Raw genomic sequence first — 6,630 nt, forward strand, 5'->3', positions numbered from 1 at the left:
ATTTTCGGTTTGTGTATTGTTGTGTCATGTCATAGTCTGTTACATTTTATTTTTTACAGCAATTATACCTTCAAAGTTCATTAACCCAACATTTAACAACGGTAGATAAACTTCCATACGTTAGCCCATTTACCCCATCACGGTTTTATTTTGATTCTAAAGTAAAAGAATTCTTCAGAAGATGAATACTAGTGTGACTAAGCATACGATCAAAAGAAAACTAGCTAATTGGAAAAAATGACATCAAAAGAAAATCAAGCAATCATTTCAGAGCTGTTAAAAAGAAAAAAGGCATTGACATGATGTTTTATCCGTGATAAGATTGATCAAGTGAAATTGAATATGATCTATCGACAAGTAGAGGCACCCGCTTCTCGCCTGTTCGACACATGTAATGTAGTTGCCAGGTTACTGATTCTGATTAATTTTGGATACGTGTGGGTGCAATTGTACCGACACTTTTTTCTATGGAGAAAAATAACAACAAGCTTGTCAAGCGACCATTGGAAAAAGGTTATGTTACTAGTATAAGTAACGGTCATAGTTCATGCCGCTTTTAAAAAATCACGGAGGTGGATGATTATTAGCAAAGATATGAATGTCAATGAGAATATTCGTGCACGCGAGGTGCGTCTCATTGATTCTAATGGAGATCAACTTGGTGTAAAATCTCGTCAGGAAGCGTTAGAAATTGCTCAAACAAGAAATTTAGACTTAGTTCTTGTAGCACCAAATGCGAAGCCGCCAGTTTGTAGAATTATGGATTATGGTAAGTTCCGCTTTGAGCAACAGAAGAAAGAAAAAGAAGCACGTAAAAATCAAAAGATCATCAATGTAAAAGAGGTTCGTTTGAGCCCAGGAATTGAAGATCATGACTTTAATACGAAGCTTCGCAATGCAAGAAAGTTTCTTGAAAAAGGTGACAAAGTAAAAGTTTCGATTCGTTTTCGCGGTCGTGCAATCACCCACAAGGATCTAGGTAGAAAAGTATTAGAAAAGATGGCAGATGAATGTAAAGATTTATCTACTGTCGAACAAAAAGCGAAAATGGATGGACGCAGTATGTTCTTAATGCTCGCTCCAGTAAACGAAAAATAAGCACTAATTTACATGCTACGAAGGAGGAACTACTCATGCCAAAGATGAGAACACATAAAGGCACACAAAAACGTTTCAAAAGAACAGGTTCTGGGAAGCTTAAACGCTCTCACGCTTACACTAGTCACTTATTCGCAAACAAATCAACGAAGCAAAAACGTAAATTACGTAAAAGCGCTGTTGTTTCTGCTGGCGACCAAAAACGTATTGATCAAATGTTACCAAGATAATTACTATCGAATAGATTTCGTTTAGATATATAGGAGGGAATTAAAATGGCACGTGTCAAAGGTGGAACAGTAACACGTAAGCGTCGTAAACGCATACTAAAATTAGCAAAAGGGTACTACGGTTCTAAACATGCCCTATTTAAAGTAGCAAAACAACAAGTTTGGAAATCAGGTCAATATGCATATCGTGACCGTAAGCAGAAAAAACGTGACTTCCGTAAATTATGGATCGCGCGTATCAATGCTGCTGCACGTCTAAACGATCTTTCATATAGCCGTTTAATGCACGGATTGAAGTTAGCAGGTATTGAAGTAAATCGTAAAATGCTTTCTGAATTAGCGATTAATGATGAAAAAGCATTTGCACAATTAGCTGAGCAAGCAAAAACTGCATTAGCAAAATAATAAGCGATTAGAGTTGTTTCTTTTACCAAGGAAACAGCTCTTTTGTTTTGTTCTTTTCAATATTCGCATATGACACAAACAGCGCAGTAAGTGCTCCTATCTCGCTACGTAAACCAAGGCTTTCCCTTTCCACGGGTACGGCTTCAGCTAACTTCTCCAAGAAAAACCACTCGGAAGTGAATTTCTTCCGAGTTAGCTGAAGCCACGCCCTGCGGAAAGGGAGTCAATTTCATTTGAGGAGCGGGTATAAAAACTTCTCGTTACTTCGCAGTTTATGGATTTTTTGTAATAGAAAACAACTACTCTTATACATATTCTTTTACGATCGAAACTTCAATCAGTGTGAGAACTCAGGGCGGTTAGACCAAGATGGCGAGGGGATGGAGAATTTTTAGGAGGATTTTGTTCATTCAAGTGTAAAAATCACAAAGTCTTTGATATAATTCATGATGTAGAAACAGAAAAGAGGTAAACAAATGCAACTACTAATTGGCTATTTAATTGTGATGAATATCATTGGCTTCCTCTTTTTTCGTTCAGATAAAAAGAGAGCACGAAATAATACATGGCGTATTTCAGAGAAAACACTCTGGATGGTTGCATGGTTAGGTGGTTCACTTGGTTGTGTGATTGGCATGAATACATACCGACATAAAACAAAACGCCTGCTTTTTCGAATGGGAATGCCATTATTAGTCCTCAGCCAAGCTATTTTTTTATACATGGCGCTCGCATTGCTATAAGGAGTTTTCTATTCACACTTTTCTTCGTAAATTATCTTTACAGGATAACCTGTCATAGATGGCTCGTCTCTTTTCATATAATTATAGGGACATAGTGAGGAGGATTACTGATGGAAAATTTGGATGAATATCTAACGTTAGTCATCGAGACGAGTGGAATTTTTGCTCCATTATTATTTATCGCATTGCATATCATACGACCAATCTTTTTTATTCCTGTCGTATTATTATGTATTCTCGGTGGACTTGTGTTTGGAATTATCCCAGGAATTGCGCTCTCAATCATCGGGATCACGTTATCAAGCATGATTTTCTTTTTCATGGCAAATTCTATGCCAAGTACAACAGCAAGACTTTTTAAAATGAAAAAAAAGTTAATTGGTCGTGATACTCAAATGACAACTGGGCAGATAGCTGTTTTACGATTGATCCCATTTATTCATTTTCATCTATTATCGTTTCTCATCTATGAATCATCAAAACAATTCAAAGATTATTTTCGCTCTTCATTAGTAGCTAATGTTCCTGTAGCGATTATATACACAGCGATCGGGCAATCCATATCCAATTTTTCACCACTACATTCAACCGGAATGTTAGTAGGAATTGTTCCATTTTTATATTTTTTCCGCAGAAAAGAAATTACTTTTACCATTCGAGAATTCTTAAGCTAGAGAATGGTAGCCTTGATAAAATTTGAAACCTAAATAAAGAAACGAGGTACAAGATGAACTGGACACAGTTGTTTACGATGCAGCAAAAACTAGATCAGTATATTCAGAATAATCATGGTGTGAAGGCAACAGATTTGTTTGACAAGAAAATTTTAGCTCTATTAGTGGAACTAGGAGAACTTGCAAACGAGACGCGTTGTTTTAAATTTTGGAGTCACAAGAAGGCAAGTGAACAACAAGTCATTTTAGAAGAATATGTTGATGGCCTTCATTTTATCTTATCCATAGGCATTGATCAGAGCTATCAACGGGAAGAAATAGAGGCAAGTACTGTAAAAGTTGATGCAAAAGAAACAACAGAGGCATTTAATGATTTGTTTGATTCTGTGATAGCATTCAAACAAAACAGTACAGAAGCGAATTATCTCGCACTATTTCAGTCCTTTTTATTTTTAGGAGTGAAACTAGGGTTTTCTGAAACAGATATCCAAAAGGCATATTTATCCAAAAATGAAGTGAATTTTACGAGACAAGATAGTAACTATTAACCTGTTTTAATTTGTTCTAAATTTTTTCGGTTAAACCTTTTAGTCCCGATCAGATGAAATAATGAAACTTTTTATGGATAACAGCAGGGGGTGGAATTTGAGAGCAAAAGACTTATAACATTACGCATTTTTCTTATCAAAAATAAAACTTTATCCCGGAGCAATCGTTCGTAAGACTTCCACTTCAAAACAACGAGAATACCAAGTTGTTTAAGTGGGAGTAACCGACGTTAGCCCCGAATGGTTCAAGAGCCTTTAGGTCATCCTTTAGGGCTAACAATCAGTGGGGTATACCTAAAAACTCCGACTGATTGTTATAATAATTACACTTAAAGTCCTGTTTTTTCATCCAACAGGGCTTTTTTAACATGGTCGTCGGATCATGTCGTGAGTTACATTTTTTTAAAGTATAGCAAAGAAGTGTTTCTGTTTTTGTAGTTCAAGAATGAAAACGAAACACTTCTTTTTGTTTAGGATTTCAATTTTAGTGGATCAATCGTTCGTAATAGCCTAAGTCCATTGAGAATTACAACTAGTGTACTTCCTTCATGGATAATTACACTAATCGCAATATCAGTTAAACCTAAGAATGTCACAACAACTAAAAAGACAACAACCGACATAGAGAAGATGATGTTTTGCCAGATCACACGATTCATTTTCTGAGCCGTTCTATGAGCTTGCACCAATTTAGATAAATCATTTTGCATCAGTACTAAGTCAGACACATCAACAGCCACATCTGTTCCGTTACCCATAGCAATTCCTACATCTGCATTCACCAATGCAGGTGCATCGTTCACTCCATCTCCTACCATAGCAGTAACGCCATGTCGTTCTTTTTGTTCGTTTATCCTATTTGATTTATCTTCTGGCATTACATTGGAAATGACTTCATTGATTCCTAGATTTTTGGCTACCGCTTCCCCGGTTTTTTTAGAGTCGCCCGTAATTAATGTTGTGTGGATACCTTGTTGTTTGAAATAGTCGATTGTTGATTTGGCTTGATCATTTGGTAGATCCATTAATCCAATCAATCCAATCACTTCTTCATCTTTTGCTAGATAAACAACTGTTTTCCCTTCGGACGCCCAGTTATTATTTAATTTGGAAAACTTATCGGAAACACGTATAAATGAGGTTGGCTTGCCAATTCGGTAATAATGACCATTATATTTTCCCTCTATACCTTTACCTATTTGATTCGTAACTGGAATAGCTAATCTATTTTTTGTTTCGAATTTTTTCAAAATTGCATCTGCAAGTGGGTGGTTGGATTCTTTTTCTAAGGCAACGATGATATCTATCAGTTCTTCTTCATTTACAGCGTCAGAAAAATGCACATTGGTTACTTCTGGTTTTCCTTTTGTTACTGTTCCCGTTTTATCAAAAGAAATGGCTTCAATGTTGGCAAATTGAGATAAATAGGAGCTCCCTTTTGATAATACTCCTTTTTTAGCAAGATTGGACGTTGCTGATAATGTAACGGATACAGTAGCTGCCGCTAGAGCACAAGGAGCCGCAGCAACTAACAAAACTAATCCTCTATAAATGCTTTGTTCCCATGTCCAATTCAATAGGAGCGGAGCCAACACGATAAATGAGACAATGGCGATCAACACGAATGTCACATACTTCGGCTCAAACTTTTTAATGATGTTTCCAACTTTTGTCTGGTTGTTCTGGTTTTGATTCACCAGTTGCAAAATTTTTGAAAAGACAGTATCGTCGTTCTCCTTTGTAACCTCCATTGTGAACGTACCTGTTCCGTTTATTGTACTTCCGAAAACGAGGTCTCCTTTTGTTTTTTCTTTTGGAATACTTTCTCCATTAATGGATGACTCGTCAATGGATGTCTCGCCAGATAGTATCACACCATCGATAGGTACTTGATCACCGTTTCTTACCTGAACATGATCTCCAATTTTAAGTTGGTTTATAGCAACGGTTTGAATATTTCCATTTGAAGTAATTCGTCGCGCCTTTGTTGGGTTCATTTCAACTAACTTAGTAATCTCTCTATTAGATCTTCCCTCTGCATACTCTTCTAAAAAATGAGCACCTGAGAAAATGAGAATTAAAAGTGATCCCTCCCAAAATTCTCCGATAAGAGAAGCACCTAGTGCAGCCAACCCCATCAAAATATGAGAGTTGGGTGTAAACCACTTTCTTGTTCTTGTATTTTCTATTGTTTCTCCAATTCCCTCGAGGATAACAACGTGATACCCAGCAGTAACCGTTGCAACAGAAAATAACGTGTTCTGTAAGATTTCATAAGTTTCATTCAAAAACAAAGCGATAATTGCCAAAGTCAAACCAATAAAATACATCACAATGGGTGTTTGGCCATGATTGTGATCATGATGTTCATGGATGTTAGACATATCATTTCCTCCTAATTTAATATATGATCATATTATCATATACCGATATAAAGAGCAACAAAAAATCCATTCTTTTTCGAATGGACATGTGTTCTAGCAGTGTAGAGAATGCTCGATGGATTCTTTTAGCAATTTAAGAACGTGCTGATCATCTGCGGAATAGTATAATGTAGTTCCTTCACGTCTGTTTTTTACCAATCTTAAATTTTTTAAATAACGTAATTGATGAGAAACGGTTGACTGTTTAAGATTCAATGACTCAACCATTTCATTCACAGCACATTCTTTTTGAGACAGTAAATATAAAATGCGAATTCGTGTTGGGTCACTTAATGCCTTAAACGTTTGAGAAACAAGATCAAGTGTATTGTCATCTAATTCTTGAAAATATTGATTCTCTTTACTTATTTCTTCCATATATATGATCCTTTCGCTGATCTTAATGAATTTTGTACTATACTGAGTTTACATGGTTAAATGAATTTTTTACGTTTTCTCATTTAGTATATCATATTTCTTCTTATTATGGACAACTTCAACACCATTCG

8 protein-coding genes and 1 other annotated feature are annotated in these 6,630 nt (G+C 36.0%); of the genes, 6 read left to right on the forward strand and 2 right to left on the reverse strand.

Annotated elements, in window-relative coordinates; genetic code table 11:
• Window positions 1–349: 349 nt before the first annotated feature.
• Window positions 350–471 (forward strand) — a sequence feature (ribosomal protein L20 leader region).
• Between the two features lie 123 nt (window positions 472–594).
• The 6 genes from infC to OWO01_RS14755 all read left to right on the forward strand — a co-directional run bounded on the left by infC (window position 595) and on the right by OWO01_RS14755 (window position 3,698).
• Window positions 595–1,098 (forward strand): translation initiation factor IF-3, encoded by a 504-nt coding sequence (infC, locus tag OWO01_RS14730; RefSeq protein WP_268781243.1) that lies wholly within the window; start codon window positions 595–597, stop codon window positions 1,096–1,098.
• 35 nt (window positions 1,099–1,133) lie between these two features.
• Window positions 1,134–1,328, forward strand: a complete 195-nt coding sequence (gene rpmI, locus OWO01_RS14735) for a 50S ribosomal protein L35 (RefSeq protein ID WP_268781236.1) — start codon at window positions 1,134–1,136, stop codon at window positions 1,326–1,328.
• Window positions 1,329–1,373: 45 nt separating this feature from the next.
• On the forward strand, window positions 1,374–1,733 hold the full coding sequence (gene rplT, locus OWO01_RS14740; protein WP_268781237.1) for a 50S ribosomal protein L20: 360 nt from the start codon (window positions 1,374–1,376) through the stop codon (window positions 1,731–1,733).
• A gap of 476 nt (window positions 1,734–2,209) precedes the next feature.
• Window positions 2,210–2,476, forward strand: a complete 267-nt coding sequence (locus tag OWO01_RS14745) for a DUF1294 domain-containing protein (protein WP_268781238.1) — start codon at window positions 2,210–2,212, stop codon at window positions 2,474–2,476.
• Between the two features lie 110 nt (window positions 2,477–2,586).
• Window positions 2,587–3,150, forward strand: a complete 564-nt coding sequence (locus OWO01_RS14750) for a TVP38/TMEM64 family protein (RefSeq protein ID WP_268781239.1) — start codon at window positions 2,587–2,589, stop codon at window positions 3,148–3,150.
• Between the two features lie 53 nt (window positions 3,151–3,203).
• Complete coding sequence (locus OWO01_RS14755) at window positions 3,204–3,698, forward strand: dUTP diphosphatase (protein ID WP_268781240.1); 495 nt, start codon at window positions 3,204–3,206, stop codon at window positions 3,696–3,698.
• Between the two features lie 470 nt (window positions 3,699–4,168).
• On the opposite strand, the gene OWO01_RS14760 is transcribed toward OWO01_RS14755, so the two are convergent.
• On the reverse strand, window positions 4,169–6,082 hold the full coding sequence (locus OWO01_RS14760; protein WP_268781241.1) for a heavy metal translocating P-type ATPase: 1,914 nt from the start codon (window positions 6,080–6,082) through the stop codon (window positions 4,169–4,171).
• 93 nt (window positions 6,083–6,175) lie between these two features.
• Window positions 6,176–6,499 carry an ArsR/SmtB family transcription factor gene (locus OWO01_RS14765; RefSeq protein ID WP_268781242.1) on the reverse strand — a complete coding sequence of 108 codons (324 nt, stop codon included), beginning with the start codon at window positions 6,497–6,499 and terminating at the stop codon, window positions 6,176–6,178.
• Window positions 6,500–6,630: the final 131 nt, after the last annotated feature.

This window comes from Natronobacillus azotifigens, from assembly GCF_026805325.1.
Classification (GTDB): Bacteria; Bacillota; Bacilli; order Bacillales; family Amphibacillaceae; genus Natronobacillus; species Natronobacillus azotifigens.